Origin of the sequence: Halochromatium glycolicum, from assembly GCF_016584085.1 — a bacterium.
Taxonomy (GTDB): Bacteria; Pseudomonadota; Gammaproteobacteria; order Chromatiales; family Chromatiaceae; genus Lamprobacter; species Lamprobacter glycolicus.
Genome location: NZ_NRSJ01000034.1, coordinates 1 through 21,421, shown reverse-complemented (window position 1 = coordinate 21,421; position 21,421 = coordinate 1). Strand labels below are relative to the sequence as shown.

15 protein-coding genes are annotated in these 21,421 nt (G+C 64.5%); 7 read left to right on the top strand and 8 right to left on the bottom strand.

What is annotated here, in order from left to right:
• Window positions 1-2 precede the first annotated feature (2 nt).
• The 7 genes from CKO40_RS16550 to CKO40_RS16520 all read right to left on the bottom strand — a co-directional run bounded on the left by CKO40_RS16550 (window position 3) and on the right by CKO40_RS16520 (window position 11,288).
• Window positions 3-2,009, bottom strand: a complete 2,007-nt coding sequence (locus CKO40_RS16550) for an FAD-dependent oxidoreductase (protein ID WP_200347534.1) — start codon at window positions 2,007-2,009, stop codon at window positions 3-5.
• 656 nt (window positions 2,010-2,665) lie between these two features.
• Window positions 2,666-3,628: a 5'-nucleotidase gene (locus CKO40_RS16545; RefSeq protein ID WP_200347532.1), complete on the bottom strand. Its 963-nt coding sequence runs from the start codon at window positions 3,626-3,628 to the stop codon at window positions 2,666-2,668.
• A 24-nt stretch (window positions 3,629-3,652) separates the two neighbouring features.
• Window positions 3,653-4,177 (bottom strand): hypothetical protein, encoded by a 525-nt coding sequence (locus tag CKO40_RS16540; RefSeq protein ID WP_200347530.1) that lies wholly within the window; start codon window positions 4,175-4,177, stop codon window positions 3,653-3,655.
• Window positions 4,178-4,370: 193 nt separating this feature from the next.
• Complete coding sequence (locus CKO40_RS16535) at window positions 4,371-5,003, bottom strand: ParA family protein (protein ID WP_200347529.1); 633 nt, start codon at window positions 5,001-5,003, stop codon at window positions 4,371-4,373.
• 80 nt (window positions 5,004-5,083) lie between these two features.
• The gene (locus tag CKO40_RS16530) at window positions 5,084-5,413 is read right to left on the bottom strand and encodes a hypothetical protein (protein ID WP_200347528.1); all 330 of its coding nucleotides are present in this window, start codon (window positions 5,411-5,413) and stop codon (window positions 5,084-5,086) included.
• A gap of 684 nt (window positions 5,414-6,097) precedes the next feature.
• The gene (locus tag CKO40_RS16525) at window positions 6,098-10,066 is read right to left on the bottom strand and encodes an efflux RND transporter permease subunit (RefSeq protein WP_200347527.1); all 3,969 of its coding nucleotides are present in this window, start codon (window positions 10,064-10,066) and stop codon (window positions 6,098-6,100) included.
• Between the two features lie 82 nt (window positions 10,067-10,148).
• Complete coding sequence (locus CKO40_RS16520; protein WP_200347585.1) at window positions 10,149-11,288, bottom strand: efflux RND transporter periplasmic adaptor subunit; 1,140 nt, start codon at window positions 11,286-11,288, stop codon at window positions 10,149-10,151.
• Between the two features lie 580 nt (window positions 11,289-11,868).
• Between CKO40_RS16520 and CKO40_RS16515 the strand changes: the two genes are divergently transcribed.
• Window positions 11,869-13,338: a dynamin family protein gene (locus CKO40_RS16515; RefSeq protein ID WP_200347526.1), complete on the top strand. Its 1,470-nt coding sequence runs from the start codon at window positions 11,869-11,871 to the stop codon at window positions 13,336-13,338.
• A gap of 28 nt (window positions 13,339-13,366) precedes the next feature.
• Window positions 13,367-14,356 carry an ROK family protein gene (locus CKO40_RS16510; protein ID WP_200347525.1) on the top strand — a complete coding sequence of 330 codons (990 nt, stop codon included), beginning with the start codon at window positions 13,367-13,369 and terminating at the stop codon, window positions 14,354-14,356.
• Between the two features lie 82 nt (window positions 14,357-14,438).
• On the opposite strand, the gene CKO40_RS16505 is transcribed toward CKO40_RS16510, so the two are convergent.
• A complete protein-coding gene (locus CKO40_RS16505; RefSeq protein ID WP_200347524.1) occupies window positions 14,439-15,482 on the bottom strand; it encodes a cytochrome-c peroxidase in 1,044 nt (347 codons plus the stop codon).
• A gap of 525 nt (window positions 15,483-16,007) precedes the next feature.
• Here CKO40_RS16505 and CKO40_RS16500 point away from each other — a divergent pair.
• The 5 genes from CKO40_RS16500 (at window position 16,008) to CKO40_RS16475 (ending at window position 21,103) form a co-directional block, all read left to right on the top strand.
• Entirely contained in the window at window positions 16,008-16,703 is a 696-nt protein-coding gene (locus CKO40_RS16500; RefSeq protein WP_200347522.1) for an NUDIX hydrolase, read from the top strand.
• 103 nt (window positions 16,704-16,806) lie between these two features.
• On the top strand, window positions 16,807-17,877 hold the full coding sequence (gene nadA / locus CKO40_RS16495) for a quinolinate synthase NadA (protein WP_200347520.1): 1,071 nt from the start codon (window positions 16,807-16,809) through the stop codon (window positions 17,875-17,877).
• A 47-nt stretch (window positions 17,878-17,924) separates the two neighbouring features.
• On the top strand, window positions 17,925-19,520 hold the full coding sequence (gene bioA / locus CKO40_RS24495) for an adenosylmethionine--8-amino-7-oxononanoate transaminase (RefSeq protein WP_242477126.1): 1,596 nt from the start codon (window positions 17,925-17,927) through the stop codon (window positions 19,518-19,520).
• A gap of 242 nt (window positions 19,521-19,762) precedes the next feature.
• Entirely contained in the window at window positions 19,763-20,359 is a 597-nt protein-coding gene (locus CKO40_RS16480) for a Uma2 family endonuclease (protein ID WP_200347518.1), read from the top strand.
• 105 nt (window positions 20,360-20,464) lie between these two features.
• Window positions 20,465-21,103 carry a Uma2 family endonuclease gene (locus CKO40_RS16475; RefSeq protein WP_242477125.1) on the top strand — a complete coding sequence of 213 codons (639 nt, stop codon included), beginning with the start codon at window positions 20,465-20,467 and terminating at the stop codon, window positions 21,101-21,103.
• The last annotated feature ends 318 nt before the right edge of the window (window positions 21,104-21,421 follow it).

The following is a 21,421-nucleotide window of genomic DNA, read 5'->3' as shown; positions in this document are numbered from 1 at the left end:
TCCTAGTACCAGTAGCTCTTGAGGACGTGCCAGCCGAGCAGCACAGGCACCGGCCAGAACAGCAGGATATGCCACAGCACCGACTGGCGGCGCAGACGCCGCCGGACCTGAGACCCGTCGATGCGGTGTTCGAGGGCGATGACCCCGGTGGACAGGGCGCCCAGCAGCAGTGTGGCGGAGAAGGTCGCGAGCAGCAGGAAATTCAGGCCATCGCCCAGGCGAAAGCCGGTATGGGCGACGAGCGCCAGGATCACCAGCACCCCGAGCACGATGTGTACCAGGCGCCAGCCATCGAACTTGCCCAGCGCATTGAGCTTCTTGATGCGTTTGCGCGGCGACAGCAGCAGGCCGACGGCGAACAGGCCCAACACCGTAAAGCCGCTGATCTGCTTGAACAGGCCGTCGCGCCACAGGATGTCCCAATGCCAGCTGTGTTGCACCGAGTCGGCATAGGGCAGCGCCGGCGCGAACACCACCAGCAGCGCGCCTAGGAGACTGACGACCGCGGCCCCCACCAGGGTGCGGTGCATGGCCACCGGCTCCGGCACGGCTTGGCCGCCCAGCAGCTCCTCGACCAGGGGTTTGCAGGAACCGCACACCGTGCTGGCACTGGTGGCCTTGGAGACCTCGGACACCGAGCAGGCACCCAGGTCGATGGCCTTGCCGATCGCGCCCCGGGTGGTGCTCGTGCACTGACACACCACCGCCTGCGCAGGCCAGTCCGAGACCCCCTCGCCTTCTCCCTCGGGCCAGATCCTACCGCTGTGCCGGAAGCGCAATATCTGCCAGGGCCAGATGCGCTGGGCGCCATCGATCATGGTCTGCAGGCGCACGGTCTCGGTCCAGTCGCCGATACCGATGATCCCCACCAGACGATGCTGGCGCACCAGGATCTTGCGGTAGATGCCCTGGGCATCGTCTCGGTAGACGTGAGCGGTGCCGTATTGGGGGTCCTCGCCGGCCCCCATGGGTCCCATGCTGAACACCTGGGTGCCAACCACCTTGAGGCGGCTGGCCGCTATCGAGCCCCTGTAGTGGCCCTCGGTGCCGGCGATGTTCGCCGCCGCCACCGCAGCCTGTTCAAAGCCCGGACCCACCAGGCCGTAGACCTTGCCGCGGTGCTCGGCGCACTCGCCTGCGGCATAGATATCCGGCGCCGAGGTGCGCATGGCATCGTCCACCTTGATGCCCTGACCGATATCCAGGCCCGCCTGGCGGGCCAGCTCGATATTCGGGCGAATGCCAGTGGACAGCAGTAGGGTGTCGCAACGGAGCTCGCGGCCCGAACGCAGGCGCACACCGCTAATGCGCACATCGCCGAGCACCTCCGCCACCCCCTCGCCGATGACGAGTTCGATCCCGAGAGCCTCCACCTCGGCCTGCAGGCGCGCCGACCCTGCCTCGTCCAACTGCCGGTTGAGGAGCCGGTCTGAATGCTCGATCACGGTAACGGGGGTGTTACCCCGCTGCATGGCACGGGCCGCCTCAAGACCGAGCAGGCCACCCCCGAGCACCACCGTATGATGACTGCGAAACCGCCGCGCCAGCAGCCGGTGGGCATCGCGCAGGTTGCGAAAGGTGAACACGCCCTCCAGGTCAACACCTGGGAGCTTGGGCACGAAAGGCGTTGAGCCGGTGGCCAACACGAGCTTGTAGTAGGACTGGACGCGGCCGGTGTTGTCGGTGACGTATTTGGCTTCCTTGTCAATGGACTCGACGCGATAGCCCATGTGCTCCTCGATACGGGCGCCGAAGGGCCAGTTGAGGGGCTGGACCAAGGATTCCAGTGTCAGCTCGCCCGCTAGCCAGGAGGATAAGCGCACCCGATCGTACGGCTCGTGGGGCTCGTCGCCGTAGATGACGACCGGAGTGTCGGGCAGACGCTCCAGAAGCTCCTGCGCCACCCGCATACCGACCGGCCCGTTGCCCACCACCACCACAGGCCTCTCGCTCTGCTCCGGGGCACCAAGCGCCTGGACCTCCGCAAGTCGTTCACCCGCCTGCTGCATACCTTTCTCGCCGCTCGAAGCCAGAAAAATGTATGGTCCGCCCCGGGCATCTATGGTCCGCCCCGGGCACAGAAGGCCACGTCCCCGAATAAACGCCTTTGTCCGGTTGCGGACACCGTTAGCCGGGTTTGTGTCAAGCCGCTGCGGAGCGGCTTAGAAGGGATTCAGCAAGCAGCATGCCATTGACTCGATTTACCCAGGACGTGCCCGCGCAAGCAATCAATCAACCCTACCTGTTCACCGGGAATGAGGAGGCCATGGCGGCGCACCACTTCGCTGCCGAGCCCCCCTGCAGCTGAACGACCGAAACGCTGACGAGACAATGTGTCCCTCCAGCGTTCGCCGAGCGGGTCATTTTGTCCGTCACACAGGATTGGTCCTTCAAAGACCCCCAATGCCCGGACGATCAATGCGGAGGATGCTGCGTTCAACGCGGGGCTAATGGGTACGCAGCGAGGAAGTCCTTTCGAACGAGCACATTCCGAATGCTGACTCCGCGGCGCGCTATCGCTGGGCCACGCTGCTGGCACGAGTGCGTGAGCCGACGCGTCCGTCGGCGATGATGCCCGCACGAGGACAGCCCACCTGGGAAGAGGTGTCCGAGCCGACGCCGGACTGGGATCACCTCCGACAGCAGCGCGTCGCCGGATTCGACCTCAGCCGGCGTTGGCGACGCCGTGCGGCACATGCCCGGTCGCAACATGGCCGAGTGTATCGCGGCAGTGATGCTCCTGGTCATCGAAGAAGATGTCGGCGTCGAATGCCGCCAAGAACGGCCCCTTACCGAGGCCATCGAGAAACAGCGACTCGTCGATACGGATATTCCAGGCTCGGAGGGTCCTCACGACCCGTTCGTGGGTGGGCGCGCCACGCGCGGTGATCAGCGCTGTGCGCAGCGGCACCTCGTCGATCGGGAACAGCGCCTGGATGCGCCGAAGCGCCAGCAGAAAGCCCTTGAACGGCCCATCGGACAATGGTTGCCGCGCCGAGGCGACCTCATTGGCGGTGAATGCCTCCAACCCTTCGGCGCGAAAGATCTGCTCGGACTCGTCCGAGAACAGCACCGCGTCACCGTCGAACGCGAGCCGCAGCTGCTCATCGCCCGCCACCGATTCGCGCGCCGGGGCGGGCAAGATGGTCGCGGCCGCGCAGCCGGCTGCCAGCGCCTGACGCACGTCGTCGCGATCAGCCGAGAGGAACAGATGGGCGCCGAATGCCGACACATACCGGTACGGACTCGCACCGCTGGTAAAGGCCGCACAGCGGATCGCGAGCCCGTGGTGACGGATCGAGTTGAACACGCGCAGGCCCGTATCACTGCTATTGCGCGAGAGCAGGATCACCTCGACCCGGCCGCGCTCGCCGAGCTTATCATTTAGCGCCAACAGCTTGCGCGTCAACGCGAAGGCCACACCGGGAGCGAGGATCTCACCTTCGTTGGCGACCTGATAGGCGTGGTAGGCCTCGACACCTTGCTCCTCGAAGACCCGATGGGCCTCAGAGAGATCGAATAACGCGCGCGAAGAGATCGCGACGACGAGCCGAATGGGCGCTGAAGGGGTCGCTGCTGGCTCGTCGCATTCGGCCTCTGCTTGAAGCGCTGCGACTTCCCCTTCCATCAGCGCTACCCTAACCCGACACCCTCACCAGGGCATGAATGAGTTCATAAAGTGCATTGGACGGCCGAGATTTCGGTTCATTGCGCCAAGATCATCGCGCATTGTCGATGTGGTAAAGGTCATCGACCGCATCGAATGATCCATCGCCTCGATCGAGCTGAGCATCGGCTCGAGCACGGCGACGTCGCGGGCCATCGAATCCACCCCTACGGTCATCGTGCGCACGTTGGAGCTGATCTGCCCCATGTTGTCCGAGATCGACTGCATGTTGCTCGCCAATACCGTCATATTCGAGTCGACGCTGATAGCCAGATAATGGACGTCCTTGGCCAAACTGAAGACCAGGTAGAAGCCGTAAGCCGCAAGGATGATAAATGCGAACAGGGTTGGGTAGACGATCAGTTCCCAGCGGCGCGCGCTGGTCTCGAAGGCTTGCGACAACCGATCCATCGCGAACTGGCTCGCTACGGGCTCGTTCTCCTCTGCCTCCGCATTTGGCGCGCCCGTCTCTTCCAGCGAATCTCGCTCGTGCGGGGTCTTCGTTGTCATCATTCACGACCTCTCTCATGCCGCTCCTACCGCTTGCACGCGGTAGTTAGCTCGCGTCGGGCCTTCGGCTGTCTTGTTCTCTGAGTGCCCAAACGCGGCTGACCGCCGCAAGCGGATCAGTCGACGTACCGGCAAAGCCTAACACGGACGCTCGGTTATACAAGCAACGGCTCGATTGGCAACACCTCGATGCTCAGCTCAAGACCTGAGGGAACAGCATCGCGGCAAGCCCATAAAACTCCTTTGCCCCCTTGCCTCGCGGATCGAGCTCGAAGACGGCAAGGCCCTCACTAAACGAACGCCTGAAGACGGTGCGCTGCGAAAGGCGGGGCTTCAGAAAACGGATATCGGGCAACGAGACCAAAGCCGCCGCCGCTTCGTTGGTCTCGCGAACGGCATGATGGGTATCCCCGCGATTGATGAACCCGACGATCTCCACCGGCTGTTCACGCTCGACTGACTTGACCAGCTGGATGAAGCGCTGGGTCGACCAGATGTCGGCCTGGGAAGGAGGAACCGGGACGACCACCCGGTCACAGAGACCGATCGCCGTGCGCAGACCCTCCATATCCGAGGTGCCGACATCGATCACCGTCTCGGTATGCTCGGCCAGCTTCTCAGTTGTCAGTTCAGACCTTCCCCAGGGCTTGAGACGAGGCTCGAACCCCTCCTCATCCCGAACCTCGCAGACATCGGTCAGGGTGCCTTGCGGATCGGCGTCGACGAGCTGGACGTCGACTTCGGCCATCGCCAACCAGACACCGACGTTGAACGTCAGCGTACTCTTACCCGAACCGCCCTTCAGGCTCCCGATGACTGTGATCATCCGACCTTGCCGCTAGCCCTTGTCAAGACCCTGCACTCATTCGCCCAACATGACTGAACAGCATGACTGGCCAGCATGACTCACTGGAACTCGGGGTACTGCTCACCGCCGAAATCTGAGCCGCGCGAATGGTAACCGAATGCGGTTCCTTCGTCCTCGTAACTGCGCCAAGGCCCGCGCTGCCGATAGTCGCCTTCGTCGATGCGCGGATAGAGTCCTTCGCTGCGTATTCGCTCTTGCTCGCGGCTGGTAAGAGGTCGAAACTCCCAACCATTTTGACGGTGTCGCCCCGGCGCGCCCAGATCGGGGTCGTGCCGGAACTCGTAACCCCGATAACGAACCCCCGCTTCGACTTCGGTCTGTCGAGACATCGCGCCCCACGGACCCGAGCGCTCATCACGCCAGTCCATCCGATCAGGCCCCGGATCACCCGCTTTGGGGTAGCCCACCTGAGGCCCCCGCCGATGCCGGCTGAAATCCTCATACAACGATCGCGATCGGAACTCGCTTCGAGGCGCCGGTGGCAACGGCGCATCATAGGCGCCGCCTCGCTCATCCCGCCAGCGCTGGCCTCCAGACCAGTTGTCGGAGCTACCATAGGCATCCCCCCAGCCATAGTCAACGCTCGACGGCTCGTCGGGCCAACGCTGATCGGAACGGTCACCCGGCATGGACCACCGGCTTGATTGGTCCCACTGATCGTAACCGGTCTCTGAATCATGCCTAGCTCCGGCCGCCGGTCGCCGGGGAGCATTCGGAGTCCGATAGCTGCCGGGCGAGCTGCGCCAAGTGTATGGCTCGCCGGCACGGCTGCTATCGGTATCGTACGGGTTCCAGGCCCACGCGGTGGTCCCGAGGAGTCCGATCAAGATGATCACCCATGCAGCGAGTATCCAGGATACCCATTGGCGACGCGGCCACCCTATCCTGCCGCGAGGACCTGCCATGAGTCTTATTTGCCATCCTGCCATAATGTTCGCTGCATCAATCTGTTTTCCGCCTCGAGAAGGAGACCGCGGACTGTCCGAGCACGACCAACACCGCAGCCTAACCGACAAGGACCGGCGTACCCGAGGCGTCAACGCGCGGCGCGCCTAACCGCCTGAGCCCCCGTCGTCGTCGGCCTGCCCGTCGCCTTCGTCGGTCTTGAGACGGATACCCCGTCTCGATGGCTTCTTGCCCGCCTTCGGTGCGGTCGACCCTTTAGCCACCGAAGCAGTGCCGCTGCTGGATGCGCGTTTCTTGGTCGCCTTTTTCGTTTGCCCCTTCTTGCTCGGCGCCTTCTTGCTCGGTGCCTTCTTGCGCGTTGTTGGAGTAGGCGTCGCGTCCGTTTCTCCGGCCTCCTCTGCAGGCACTTCCTTAACTGTAGTCGGCTCAGCTGTCCTTGTCCTGTCGGCCTGTACGCCGGCGTCGTCTGTTGGCGAAGAGGCATCGACCTCGGCGTTACCCCGTCTCAATGCGTTAGGCAAGGTCCCGGAGCCCCCGTTCCCGCCGCCACCCGGCTTCGGGCCCTGGCCGCGGCGCTTCTTGACCAAGATCCCTTTGATCCAATCGAAGAGCAGCAGAAAGATACCGCGAAACGCATAGAGAACGAGCATCAACAGGCTGCCAATCTTGGCCCAGACTGTGCCGCCGCGCGGAGCAGGTGTCGTCCCTTCGGCCCGTTTGCGCGATGGCGCCTGCTCGGCCTCACCGCTGTCGAGGCCTTCTGCACAAGGAACATTCATTCCAGGCGGCGCGCTGGCGACGGCGACCTCGCAGAGGTCCTTGCTCGCCGCCACACAACCGAGCGGGATCACGATCAGGGTCAGGATGGTCGAGACCAGCACGCCGGACGACAGCGAGATCGCCATCCCCTGGAAGATCGGGTCGGTGAAGATCACGCTCGAGCCCGCAACCAGCGCCAGCGCGGTGATCACGATCGGCCTCGTTCTTGTCTTGCAGGCCCGGATCACCGCCTCGGCCACCGGAACGCCCTTCTGGACCTCATGGATCGAGAAGTCGACCAACAGGATCGAGTTCCGGACGATGATGCCGGCGAGGGCGATCCAGCCGATCATCGAGGTCGCCGTGAACTCACCGCCGATACCGAGCTCGAATGCAGCCCAATGGGCTGGGATGATCCCAAGCAGCGTCAACGGGATCGGCGCCATGATCACGAGCGGGATGCGGAAGTTGCCGAACTCCCAGACCACAAGGATGTAGATCAGGACCAGGGCCACACCGAAGGCCGCGCCCATGTCTCGGAAGGTCTCGTAGGTCACCGTCCATTCGCCGCCCCATTCGAACGACGAGACTTGATCCGACGGCGGCGGGCCGAGCCAGTACGACTCCGGCTTCACGCCATCGGGGGCGACATAGCCCATCTCGTCGATCCGCTTCTCGATCTGCAGCATCGCATAGACCGGCGCGGCCAGGGTGCCGCCGACATCGGCGACAACATACTCGATGCCGCGCAAGTCCTTGCGATAGACGATCGCCTCTTCCGGGACCCGCTCAAAATCACCGAGCTCGCGCAACGGCACGGTGACACCGGAGCTGGAGCGGATCGGCAGATCACCGAGTCGGTCGATCTGGGAGCGCTCAGCCAGTGGAACCTGAACGACGATGTTCACCGGCTCGTGTCCTGCGCGCATCTTGACGTCGCCGATCTCTGAGCCACCCAGCGCCATGGTCAGATTGCGGTTGATCGCATCGACCGAGATGCCGCGGCGCACCGCCTTCTCGGTATCGACGTCAAAACGCCAGTAATCGAACGACTCGCGCAGATAGTTATCGACATCGCGAGTGCTCTCGGCCTGCGAGAAGATATCGGTCAGCTCCTGTGCAAAGGCGCGCCGGACCTCCGGACTCGGCCCGTGAACCTCGGCGACGACCGACTGCAGCACCGGCGGGCCTGGTGGCATCTCGACCACCGCGATCCGCGCGCCGTGCTCGTCCGCCAGCGGTTTCAGCAGCTCGCGCGCCTCGACCGCGATCTCGTGACTGGTGCGCTCGCGGTCATGCTTGTTGGTCAATTGGACCTGCAGCTCCCCCTGCCAGGGGTCGGAGCGCAGGTAGTAGTGACGCACCATCCCGTTGAAATCGAATGGCCGCGCGGTACCGGCATAGAGCTGGATCGCAGTCACCTCCGGCATGCCGCGAACCTTCTCGGCCATCTTGTGCGCCAGGTTCGCCGTCACCGGCAAGGCCGTCCCCTCGGGCATGTCCAGCACAACCGAGAACTCGGGCTTGTTGTCGAGCGGCAGCATCTTCACCGGGACCCACTTAAAGTAGAAGAAGGTCAGGGTGAACAGGAAGGCCCCCCAGAGCACGAGCTTGAAGATCAAGCGTTTGGTCTTGTTCTCGATCAGCGGCGTCAGGATGCCGACGTAGAGCCGTTCGAGGTTCTCGGCCTCCTTGTGCTCGCGCTTCTCGGCCACCTCCAGATAACGCATCGAGGGCCGCAGCCACTTCGAGATCGCGAGATAGGGCGTGAACACGAAGGCCGCGAACAGCGAGATCAGCATCGCCACCGAGCCCAAGGCCGGGATTGGCTCCATGTACGGGCCCATCATCCCGCTGACGAAGCCCATCGGCAGCAGCGCGGCGATCACGGTGAAGGTCGCGAGGATGGTCGGGTTGCCGACCTCGCGCACGGCATCGACCGCGGTGTATTCATCGGTGCGGCCCTCTTCGAGCCAGCGCCGGTAGATGTTCTCGACCACGACGATCGCGTCGTCGACCAGGATGCCGATCGAGAAGATCAGTGCGAACAAACTGACACGGTCGATCGTGTAGTCGGTGATCCAGGCCATGAAGATGGTCATCAGCAGCACCACCGGGATCACCAGCATGACCACGATGGCCGGCTTCAACGCCCGGAACGCGGCCAGCACCAGCAGGAACACGAAGAAGGTCGCGATAAAGAGCTTGAAGATCAGTTCCGAGACCTTCTCGTCGGCGGTCTCGCCATAGTTGCGGGTGACGCTGACCTCGACATTGTTCGGGATACGATCGCCCTTGATCTCTTCGACCTTCTCAAGGATCGCGTTGGCAACGGTGACACCGTTGGTCAGCTCCTTCTTTGCAACCGCGATGGTCACCGCCGGCGCGCCATCGGCGCTCTGCTCCCCGTGGAACGCCGGTCCAGTGTAGTAGGCGACAAGCTGGTCGGCGTCCTCGGGGCCTTGGCGAACGCGGGCGATGTCGTGGACGTAGACCGGAATCTCGTTGTAGGTGCCCACGACCAAACGCTCGATATCCTCGGGGCCTTCCAAGAACGATCCGGAAGTCACCGAAAAATGCGAGCCACTCGACTCAACCCCGCCCGCAGTCGTCTCGGCATTCGCCGCCCGGATCGTGCTCGCGACCTCGTCAAGACTGATGCGATAGCCCGAGAGGCGCTCCGGATAGGCGTCGACGGTGATCTGCTCACGCCGACCGCCGACGATGAAGGCGTTGCCGGTGTCCTTGACCTCTTTCAAGGATTGCAGCACGTCCTGCGCCAGCAGCCGCAGCTGCCCGTCGTCGACATCCGGCCGGCCGTTGCCGTCGACATCCTTCGACCAGAGCGTCAAGGTCACGATCGGCACGTCATCGATGCCTTTGGTCTTGACCAGTGGCGGCATCACCCCCGGCGGCATCTTGTCCATGTTCGAGGCGATCTTGTCGTTCACCTTGACCAGCGACGGCCCCATCTCCTCGCCGACCTCGAACTCGACGGTGACGATCCCCTGTCCGCGTTGGGCCGCCGAGTAGACGTGCTTCACACCCGGGATCTCGCTCATGATCCGCTCGAGCGGCTGCATCGCGAGGTTCGACACCTGCTCTGCCGCAGCCCCCGGGTATTGGACCATGATGTCGATCATGGGCACCGAGATCTGCGGGTCCTCCTGGCGCGGCGTCGCGATGAGTCCGAGCAGACCCATCATCAGCATCGCGACATAGAGCAGCGGCGAAAGTGGCGAGCGGATGAAGAAGCGGGCCGTGCGACCCGCGAGGCCGAGTGCATCGCCGTCCATCGAGGCGAGGTTGCGATCTTGTTCCGCAGGGGCAGTGCTTGGGCTATCGTCCTGGCTCATGGTTTGCTTCTTACGTCAGGATCGGGCGAGAGGGGTTCGGGGCTGCGGGCACACTGTCGAGCCCCGGCAAGAGCAGGCGGCTTCAGCGGCTCGAACGGTCGTCCGGCGACCAGCCTGTTGCAACGCCTGGTCCTGGGTTGCTGAGGATTCGCTCGCCCGCGCGCAGCCCGCTAAGCACCGTGACGCCGCCCCGGGGAGTCGGCTCACCGACGCGGATCAGCCGCAGCTGCGCGTTGCCTTCCTCATCCAACACGTAGACGCCCGGAAGGCTACCGTTGTAGCGGATGGCGGTGCGCGGGATGACCGGATTGACGCGGGCCGGCGCGCTGAAATCAGGGACCAAGACCTTGGCGTACATCCCGGGCTCGGAAACACCCTTCGGCAAGTCAAACTTCACCTTGACGGTATGGCGCTGCGGATCGGCCATCGGAAACACCTGGGCGACACGCACCGGCACGTTACCTGGGTCGCCGTCACCCTTGTCGGCGCCGCGCACGGGCACATCCAGCTCAGCGCGCAGCATCGCGCCCTCGCGCAGTCCCGGTCGCAGACGCGCCGGCACATCGACCTCGACCTGCAGATACTCGACATCGGCATAGTCAAGCAGCGGCTGGCCCGGCTGCACGGTGTCACCCGCTTCGATGAACTTCTTCACGATCACCCCATCGAAAGGCGCGATCGAGCGGGCATCACGTAGCTTCGCCTCGATCGCCCGAAGTTCGGCCTGGAGCTGCATGAGGGCGTTACGCGCCTTCTGGATCTGAGTGCCGGATGCGAACAGATCAGCGGACAGCTCCGCGTCAACGTCACGATCACCGATGAAATCCTCCATCGGCCGCGTAAAGAACTGGTCGAACAGGTTCGGCACCGCCATGCCGCCCGGTGATTGGCGCGCACGCGGCGAATAGAGCTCGCGGCTGTATTGCACACCGGCATTGCGAAGCTGCGCATCGGCGGTGGCCAACTGGGCCAGCAGCGCTTCGCGCTTCGCCTTGAGCTCGCTGGCGTCGAGCGAGACCAGCAGATCACCGCGCTCGAACGCGTCGCCCTCGATCCCCGCCAGATAGTCGACCCGTCCCGGAAGCTGCGCCGCCAAGGTCACCTCCTTGTATGGAACAACGGTGCCGCCGACCGATACTGTCGGGAGTCCCTCGGCCTGCTTGACAACATAGATATCCTCTACCGGCTGCGCCGACGTGATCGGGACGGCGCTCATGGACATGATGGCGCTCACCGTGACGATGAGCCCTGTCGAGAGCATACGCATAGTCAGATTTCCCATTTTCCGGGGTACCCAAGAACTGTATTGTCGGCGGCGGCCCGCCGTTGCGCGGACAAACGGAGTCGCACGCGCTGCCATCCGGATCAACGCGCGGCAAGAACCGTTGCCGAGGGACATGTCGCAGTGCAAGCTCCTTCGCGGAGTGTGTTCTTATCGGTCTGGATCGTTATCGCTGGCGGCACACAGGCCAAGCCGCGGAGTATCCTGAAAACGCGGCGCGATATCAAGCGAGCCGGGCATTTAGCCCAAAAAAATCAGCCCCTTAGACGAAGGCGATTCGACGGCCATACCAGGCTCGAAGAGGCCCCGGCGCAGCGCTAAGCCCTTGACCAAGGAGCGCTTTACAGCAGCCGGTCGACCCTGGCCAAAGGCCTCGCGCACACTACCCGGCTTGGGCCAAAGCGTATAGTATCCGCAGCCGTTCGGTCTTGACACCCGCGCGCCTGAAACAGCCTTCGGGCAGCGCTTTAACGCCAGCGACACCTCACGACAACGAAGCCCACCGACAGGAGCAGCACTCATGTCTTCAGCCGCCGGTCCGGAAAGCGTGCAGAAGCGTCTCAACGACCTCGAGGCCCACCTCGAGCAGGAAAACCCGATCCTGCTCAACACGGTGCAGAGTTTCCGGACCCTCGACCGCGTCGCCTACGACATGGGTCTACTGCCCGAGAACCGTTCCTTCGCAAGTCAGGTTCCGTGGTGGCCATTGATCTCGGTGCTTGGAACATTCTCGGCCGGCAAGTCGACCTTCATCAACGATTTCCTCGGCGAGGCCATCCAACGCACTGGCAACCAGGCCGTCGACGACCGCTTCACCGTCATCGTCTACAGCCCGGAGAGCCGCAGCCACGCGCTACCTGGTGTCTCACTCGACTCCGACCCGCGTTTTCCGTTCTATCAGATGTCGCGCGAGATCGAGCGCGTGGCGGGCGGTGAAGGCAAGCGGATCGATGCCTATCTGCAGCTCAAGACCTGCTGCAGCGACCGGCTGCGGGGCAAGATCCTGATCGACTCGCCCGGCTTCGACGCCGACGCCCAGCGCGACGCGATCCTCAGCATCACCGACCACATGATCGACCTCTCCGATCTGGTGCTGGTGCTGTTCGATGCCCGCCATCCCGAACCGGGGGCGATGCGCGACACGCTGCAGCATCTCGTCGTCCGGACCAAGAACCGGCCCGACTCGAGCAAGTTCCTCTATGTGCTGAATCAGCTCGACACAGCTGCCAAGGAAGACAACCCGGAGGATGTCGTCGCCGCCTGGCTCCGTGCGCTGGGCGAGGTGGGCATGACCACGGGACGCTTCTACACGGTATTCAGCGGCTCTGCCCCCTCGATTCAGGACGGTGCCAAGCGCGAGCGGTTCGAGCGCAAGCGTGATCAGGACCTCAACGAGATCTACGAGCGCATGGACCAGGTCGAGATCGAGCGCGCCTATCGCATCGTCGCCTCGCTGCGCCATACCGCTACCACCTTCGCCGATGAGACCGTACCGCTGCTCGAGACCGCGGTGCGCCGCTGGCGCAGCCGGACCCTGTTCGCCGACGGGCTCATCCTGACTGCGCTCCTGATCGTGTTCCTGTTCTGGAGCGTCTCAGCCGGCCACTGGGAGGGGCTCTCCTATCAGCCAAGCTGGCTGCAAGCCATCGAAGGGATGGGCATCTCGTACGGGCTCGAAGGCGCCGAGCTCGTCGTCGTGCTCATGCTGGTGGCCGCCCATCTCGGGGTGCGCAAGCTCGCCGCGCTGAGCGTGCTGCCCTGGCTGCGCAAGCAGATGCGCGATGAGCGCCTGCCCGGCGATGTGCTGAACGCGTTTCAGCTCAACACGCGCAGCTGGCGCACCGTCTTCTCCGGTAAGCCTTTGGGCTGGAACGACTGGTCAGAAGGCCGGGTGTCGAAGGTCCTGCATGATTGCGAGGCCTATGTGCAGAACCTGAACGAACGCTTCACCAACCCGCGCGGACTGAAGACGCCGCCGCTCAAGGGCTGAGCCGCATCGGCTCGATGGCATCGGCTCGATGGGCGCGCCAGTGCATATCGGCATCGACCTCGGCGGCACCAAGATTGAGGCCGCCGCGCTCGCCGCAGACGGCCGCATGCTGGCGCGGAAGCGCATCGCCACACCGCGCGGCGACTACCCGGGCACCCTCGATGCGATTGCTCAGCTCGTCGCCGAGCTGGAATCAGTGCTTGGCGTCCAGACAACAGTCGGTGTCGGCACCCCAGGCGCATTGTCGCCGTTCACGGGCCACGTGCGAAACGCCAACTCCGTCTGGCTCAATGACCGCGCGCTGGACGCGGACCTCGCGCAGCGCCTCGGGCGTCCGGTCCGGCTCGCCAACGACGCCGATTGCTTCACGCTCTCTGAGGCCACCGACGGCGCCGCGGCCGGCGCCGCATCGGTATTCGGTGTGATCATCGGCACCGGCACCGGCGGCGGCATCACGGTGCACGGGCAGTTACTCAGCGGCCCGAACGCGATCGCCGGCGAATGGGGCCACAACCCGCTTCCTTGGCCTGCCCCGGACGAACTCCCCGGTCCTGAGTGCTATTGTGGCAAGCGCGGCTGCATCGAGACCTGGGTCTCTGGTCCCGCGTTGTCCGCCGACCTCGAGCGCAGCACCGGCCGCCGGCTGACCGGCGAGGAGATCGCGGACGCGGCGGCGCAGGGTGATCGCGACGCCGAAGCCGCATTGGAACGCCACGAAGGGCGGCTCGCCCGGGCCTTGGCCAGCGTCATCAACCTGCTCGACCCCGAAGTGATCGTGCTCGGCGGCGGGCTCTCGAACCTGCGAAGGCTCTACACCAACCTGCCGGAGCGCATCCAGCCGCACGCCTTCAGCGACGGGCTCGCCACCCGGATCGTCCCGCCGCGTTTCGGCGACTCCAGCGGCGTGCGCGGCGCGGCCTGGCTCTGGCGCGACGGCGCGCGCCCGGCGGAGATCACCGCAGCACGACCGGATGCCGCGGTAGACCCCGCGGACGCGCTGCCGAGCTATTCGCGCTGAATTCGAGACAGGACCGGTCCTGACGCACTGAACGGCGGCTACGCGCAGGCGGCTGCGCAGCGCAGCCGCCGTTTGTCGACCGCTACAAGCGGGGCTTCGGCGTCGCGTCGGTCTCCAGCGGCAGCGTCGGATACTCGATGGTCGGCTGCTCGCCGGTGAGGGCCTCGAGGAAGGCCGCAATCGTGGCCGCCTCGTCATCGGAGAGCTGGGTACCGAGCTGGGCCGTGCCCATCACCGCAACGGCCTGCTCGAGATCCCAGATCTGGCCCGAGTGGAAGTACGGCGCGGTCAGCGCGATATTGCGCAGCGGCGCCGCCCGGAACACGTACTCATCCGAAGCGGTCTCGGTGACCTGGAAGCGACCCTTGTCCTCGGGCGGCAGGATATCGGCGCCGGGCCGCTTGATCAGACCGAACGGATAGTAGTCCTGTCCGCCGATGTTGACACCGCTGTGGCAGGCGGCACAGCCCTTGTCGATGAAGAGCTCGAGACCGGCCTTCTGTTCATCGCTCATCGCACCGTCATTGCCCTCGAGCCACTGATCGAAGGGCGCGTTGGGCGTCACCAGGGTCACCTCGAAGGCTTCGATCGCCTTGGCCATGTTATCGAAGGTGACCGCGTCCTCCTCGCCGGGGAAGGCAAGACCGAAGCGCTCAACGTACTCCGGCATGCTGTTTAGGGTCCTGACCACCTGCTCGGGCTCGTTAGCCATCTCAACGCCCGCTTGCACCGGTCCCTTTGCCTGCGCCTTCAGGTCCTCTGCGCGACCGTCCCAGAACTGGGCGACATTGAACACGGCATTGAACACCGTCGGTGAATTGCGCGGCCCCGTCTGCCAACCATGCCCGACCGAGGTCGGCAGATTGTCGTCGCCGCCGGTGCCGACGTTATGGCAGGTGTTGCAGCTGATCACGCCGCTCGCCGACAGCCGCGGATCGAAGAACAGCATCTTGCCCAACGCGATCTTCTCGCGCGTGACCGGATTGTCCTCAACCTGCTGGAGGCCATAGGGCACGGGTTCGAGCCCGGCATCGATCGCCTTCTGGCGCAGTGCAGCCTCGTCCGCTGAGGCGGCAAGACTGGTCATCGCGAACGTGACCGCAAGCGACATTGTCGTGATCTTCATCGCCGGATTCCTCTCTCACATGGTGTTATTGCTATTGCTGGCCAGTACCGAGAAGCGGCCTTCCAAGGGAAGGCCTACTCCAAACGCGGCCGATCGCCGCAGACCGTTGAATCAGCCCACCGCAGCTGAATCGTCGCACCATTAACCGCTGCATGGAAGCCGCCGACGACGCGGCCGTCAGCATCCACTGCTGGAGGGAACCAGCGCCTACACCAGTCAGGCATGTGCCGTATTCATCCGCCGCATTCATCCGCCGCATTCATCCGGCGACACAGCAAGAGCGAGCGGGAGCCGAGCCTGACATCCATTGCCGACATCATTCGCAAACGGTTCGCAGTGCGGCGCAATCTCGAGCTTGCAAAGGTGTAGTTTTAACACTAACTTTGAGTGAGAAGCGGTCGCTAGCCGCTGCCCAGAGCAGGTAACCGCTCAGCTGAAGTGGGATGTTGAAACCGCCAGGCCCCTAGCCGTCGGTTCGGACCGCTTTTCAGTTGAGTGCAACAGCGCAACCATGCCCAACTCGAGATGACCGATTCGCGCGAAGACACCGACCAGCCCTACTGCTACCGCTACCCACATCCAGCGGTGACGACCGACGTCGTGCTCTTCACGATTCGCGACGACGCGCTGCAGCTGCTGCTGATCGAGCGCGGCAACGAGCCGTTCAAGGGCAGCTGGGCGTTGCCAGGTGGCTTCGTCGATATCGATGAAGACCTCGACGACTGTGCCGCGCGCGAGCTTGCCGAGGAGACCGGTGTCGAGAATCTTTATCTCGAGCAGCTCGGGACCTTCGGACGACCAGGGCGCGACCCGCGCGAGCGCGTCATCAGCGTCGCTTACCTCGCCCTGGCGCCGGAAGAGCAGCTGTCAGTGCGCGCCGGCGACGATGCGGCCGCTGCGGCCTGGTTCCCGGTGAAGGCCCTGCCGCCGCTCGCATTCGATCACGACGAGGTCATCGCGGTCGCCCATCGGCGGCTGATCTCAAAGCTGGACTATTCGACCATCGCCTTCCAATTGCTGCCGGAAACCTTCACGCTCGGCGAGCTGCAGCAGGTCTACGAGACCCTGGTTGATGCCGAGATCGATAAGCGTAACTTCCGAAAGTGGGCCCAGGCACTGGAGCAGATCGAAGCGACCGGCGAGCTGCGGCGCCGCGGCAAGCACCGGCCGGCTCGCGTCTACCGCCTCACCGGACGCGATCGGATCACGTACTTGAAATGAGCGCGCGCGCACGTGGCCAAACCGATACGTTCGGGTCCGGCTACAGGCGCCAAGCGCAGCGAGGTATCAGCGCCCCTCAATGCAGGGAGCCCGGAGATTCAGTATGAACACCGCCAACGCCGAAACCCCCGTCCGCGACCGCATCGAGGTCCCGGCCCACCCGACCTGGCCCGCCCTCGACGGGACCGCGAAGGAGGCGCTCAAAGACCGAATCAAGCGCCTGCTCGCCGAGCAGGATGCGGTTCTGGTCGCGCACTACTATGTCGACGGTGACCTGCAGGCGCTGGCCGAGGAGACCGGCGGCCATGTCGCCGACTCGCTGGAGATGGCGCGCTTCGGCAGCGAGAGCGACGCCAAGACCCTGGTGGTCTGCGGCGTGCGCTTCATGGGCGAGACCGCCAAGATCCTGAACCCCGAGAAGCGGGTGCTGATGCCAACGCTGCAGGCGACCTGCTCGCTGGACGAGGGCTGCCCGGCGGACGCCTTCAGCGCCTTCTGCGACGCCCATCCCGATCGCACCGTGGTCGTCTATGCCAACACCAGCGCCGAGGTCAAGGCGCGCGCGGACTGGGTCGTGACCTCGAGCATCGCCCTGCCGATCGTCAAGCACCTGCACGCGCAAGGGGAGAAGATCCTCTGGGCCCCGGACAAATACCTCGGCCGTTATGTGCAGCGGATGACCGGCGCCGACATGCTGCTCTGGGACAGCGCCTGCGTCGTCCACGAGGAGTTCAAGGGGTTCGCGCTCGAGCGGGTGCGCCGGCTGCACCCGGATGCGGCCGTGCTGGTCCATCCGGAGTCCCCCGAGGAGGTCATCGATCAGGCCGATGTCGTCGGCTCGACGACACAGCTGATCAACGCCGTGCGCGACCTGCCCAACGCTGAATTCATCGTTGCCACCGACGAGGGCATCTTCTGGAAGATGCACCAGCTCGCGCCGGACAAGCAGCTGATCGCCGCCCCGACCGCCGGCGAAGGCGCCACCTGCGAGAGCTGCGCGCATTGCCCGTGGATGGCGATGAATGCCTTGCAGAACCTGGCCGCGGTCCTCGAGCGCGGCGATCAGGAGATCCGGATCGACGAGTCGACCCGCCAGCGCGCGGTGATCCCGATCCAGCGCATGCTCGACTTCGCGCGCGAGCACGGCATCGGCCAGCGCCGCGATACGCGCTGAGCCTGCCGACAGCGCCAGTCGCAGACACCGCCAGCCGATAATCGCTTATGAGCCGTCGCAACGCATCCCCGCAGCCACCTGAGATCGAGCGGTTGCTCGAGCTCGACCGACGCCATGCCTGGCACCCCTACACCTCGACCATCGACCGCGACCCGGTCTATCCGGTCCGGGCCGCGCACGGCTGCGAGCTCGAGCTGATGGACGGCCGCCGATTGATCGACGGCATGGCCTCCTGGTGGTGCGTGATCCACGGCTACAACCATCCGGCGCTCAATCAGGCCGCGCGCGAGCAGCTCGAGCAGATGGCGCACGTGATGTTCGGCGGGCTGACCCACGCCCCGGCCGTGGGGCTGGTCGAGCGGCTGGTCTGGATCACACCCGAGCCGTTGCAGCATGTGTTCCTCTGCGACTCGGGCTCGGTCGCGGTCGAGGTCGCGATGAAGATGGCGATGCAGTATCAGCAGGCCCGCGGCGAGACGCGCCGCGCGCGGTTTCTGACCGTGCGCTCCGGCTACCACGGCGACACCTTCCATGCGATGTCGGTCTGCGACCCGGTGACCGGCATGCACCACCTGTTCAACCAGGTGCTTCCGCAGCAGTTCTTCGCGCCGGCGCCGGCACCGCGCTTCGGCGAGCCCTGCAGCGACGCCGAGATCGCCGAGTTCGAGCAGCTGATCGAGACCCATCGCGACGAGATCGCGGCGGTGATCCTCGAGCCGATCGTCCAGGGCGCCGGCGGCATGCGCTTCTACTCGGCCGAGTACCTGCAGCGCGTCCGTGAGCTCTGCGACGCCCATGGCGTGCTCCTGATCGCCGACGAGATCGCGACCGGCTTCGGGCGCACCGGCAAGCTATTCGCCTGCGAGCATGCCGGGATCAGCCCGGACATCATGGCGCTCGGCAAGGCCCTCACCGGCGGCTATCTGACCTCGGCGGCAGCGCTGGCCACCAAGCAGGTCGCCGAAACCATCTCCAGCGCCGAGCCGGGTGCCTTCATGCACGGCCCGACCTTCATGGGCAACCCGCTCGCCTGCGCGATCGCCAACGCCAGTATCGACCTGTTGCTTGAGCCGAATCCCCTATCGGAGACACCCTCCGAGGCGGGAACTCGCGCAAGCGCCGCCGACCGCGCCGGTTCGAGGACGGCGACGAGCCTCGACGTGAGCCCCCATCCTGAGGAACCGGGCGTCGCGGCAAGCAGCCGCGCTCACGGCAACTGCGTCGGCAGCCTCGCCGTCGGTGCCTCCACCAACCGCCGCAGCGCCGGACTCTCCGATGAGGCGACCCGTGTCGGCGACCAGCGCGGAGACGTTAGCAGGAGAACCGAAGGCCAAGCGTGGCAGGCCAATATCGCGCGGATCGAACGCGCCCTCGCGGCCGGCCTCGCGCCTTGCCGCGACCTGCCCGGCGTCGCCGAGGTGCGCGTGCTCGGCGCCATCGGCGTAGTCGAAATGGTGCAGCCGGTCACGATGCGCGCGATCCAGCGCCGCTTCGTCGAGCGCGGGGTCTGGGTGCGCCCGTTCGGGCGCCTGGTCTATCTGATGCCGCCGTTCGCCATCAGCGACGCCGAACTCCAGCGGCTGACCGCAGCGGTTGTCAAGGTGCTCGCCGAGCAAGCGCCCCGAGTGCCAGATCGGTCCTAACGCTCATGGCACGGTGCCTCCACGGACGATGCATCCCCGGACGATGCATCCCGTGTGATTCACGGTATCCGGCATTGCTGAGCCGCCGGTATCGCAGAACCACGCCGTAACGGCTTCCTTCCCGTCTACGAAGGCAGGCCCGATTGGCTAACATTGCAGGCGCGCTTCGGTGATCCGATGCAAGCCGCGGCGCGAAGCGATCGGTGTTAGCTGTTTTTGCTTGTCGCCCCGGAGATCCCACAATGACCGTCGTCGACACTCAACCGACCCTGACAGAGCTCCGCCCGGTGTTCCGTTTGGGGGTGGATGCCTATCACCAGATGATCAACGCCGGGATCTTCGATGAAGACGATCGCGTCGAGCTGATCGAAGGGGAGCTCCGCGCGATGCCGCCTATCAAACCGAACCACGCCGGTAAGAACAAACGACTGAATCGGTTGCTAACCCGCGGTGCCGGAGACGACGCTTTGGTCGCCGTGCAAGACCCGCTCACGTTACGCCCCGACTCGGAGCCCGAACCGGATCTGATGCTGCTGCGTCCGCGCGAAGACTTCTATGAGAATGCGAATCCAACGCCCGCTGACACCCTGCTGGTGATCGAGATCTGCGATACCTCGCCGCGCTACGATCAGGAGATCAAGGTTCCCCTTTACGCCGCTCACGGCGTCCCCGAGGTCTGGCTCCTCGATCTGAAGCAACAGCGTCTGGAGATCTATCGCGAGCCAGGGGCAGACGGCTATCGCGTGATGCTGCGGCCAGACCCGACAGAGGTGGTAACGCCCATGCTACTGCCGAATTTGTGCATTCCTGTTACCGAGATCTGGTCGACGGTGTCGTGATCGCATCCACTTCGCCTGCATCAACTGCGTTGGGGATCTCGGTGTCCCGGCATCCATCCGGCGATAGGCTCAAGGTTCGCAGATCCCTTTCACCCGAGGCTCGCCATGACCCTGACCGCTGAACGCACCGTCGACTCATCGGCTCGCCGCCCCGCGCTTCGAGCCATGCAAGCGGACGATCAACTCGTCGTGCTCGATCACGCCGAATGGAACGACTACGAGCGTCTGCTCGAGATCCGCGGTGAATCCGCGACCCCGAGGCTGACCTTCATCGATGGAGTGCTGGAGCTGATGACCCCATCCCGGCATCACGAGTTCGATAAGACAACGATCGGCCGCCTGATCGAGATCTGGGCACTCGAGATGGATGTTGCCTTGAGCGGAGCGGGCTCCTGGACCATCAAATCAAAGCTGGCACAACGGGGAGCCGAGCCCGACGAGTGTTATCTGCTCGAACCCCTCGGAGACGACCCCAGCCGGCCGGATATCGCCATCGAGGTCGTGCGCTCGAGCGGCGGATTGAACAAGCTCGAGGTCTATCGCGCGCTCGGGGTGCCCGAGGTCTGGTTCTGGCAGGATAGGCGGCTCGACGTCTACGGCCTCGACGGCGACCAGTACCAATCCCTCGAGCGCAGCCGGAAGCTGCCATCGCTCGATCCGGCGCTGATCGAATCCTGCATGACCGCGCCGACGCAGACCGAGGCAATCCAGCAGTTACGCCGTTCGTTGACAGCAGCTCGTTAAGGCCTCGCGGCAGCGCTCGCCCAGATTGAAGCCCTCATTGAAGGGCCGCACATTCGCCCCACCGCAACCTTGACCGTGCGCACGCCCTGTCGCGCGAACTAACGATGACGCAAACGCTTCGATACCTGGTCTTCAGCAATTCCCGCCGCAAAAATATCTGCTTTAGAAACAATAAGTTGGCTTTGAGCCGAAAAAAATCTTTCGTAAACTTTTGAAGCCGAATCAGTATACTGCCACGACCTTCTCAAGCTGCGAGGCAGGTATTGATGAGTGGTCCGTTCTCACGCCAGCACCTCAGCGTCGCGGGACTGCTGCGCG